Origin of the sequence: Pseudomonas sp. SIMBA_067 (assembly GCF_046534675.1) — a bacterium.
Lineage (GTDB): Bacteria > Pseudomonadota > Gammaproteobacteria > Pseudomonadales > Pseudomonadaceae > Aquipseudomonas > Aquipseudomonas putida.
The window spans coordinates 1-257 of the sequence record NZ_JAWRYH010000790.1 but is presented as its reverse complement, the minus strand read 5'-3'; the positions used below and the strand labels follow the sequence as shown (position 1 = coordinate 257).

At 62.6% G+C, this 257-nt stretch carries 1 protein-coding gene; it reads right to left on the bottom strand.

All coding sequences use genetic code 11. From position 1 onward, the window contains the following. A partial coding sequence (locus tag SB765_RS31360; protein ID WP_410932727.1) for an EamA family transporter occupies nucleotides 1-257 on the bottom strand: 257 nt, incomplete at both ends.

Below are 257 nucleotides of genomic sequence, written 5' to 3'. Positions count from 1 at the left end.
CCGCGCGCAAGCGTTGGCCAAGCCGCGCACCAAACACGTTTACCAGCAACCCGGCCATCACCAGCAATGCCCCCCAACCTTGGGTTGCGGTCAGCCGTTCGCCCAGCAGCAATGCAGACGAACTCAGGCCAATCACCGGCACCAGCAACGAAAAAGGTGCCACCTTGCCAGCCGGGTGGCGTGACAACAGCTTGCTCCACAAGCTGTAGCCAAGCATGGTGGCGACAAAGGCCAGGTACGCCAACGCCAGCACCGAG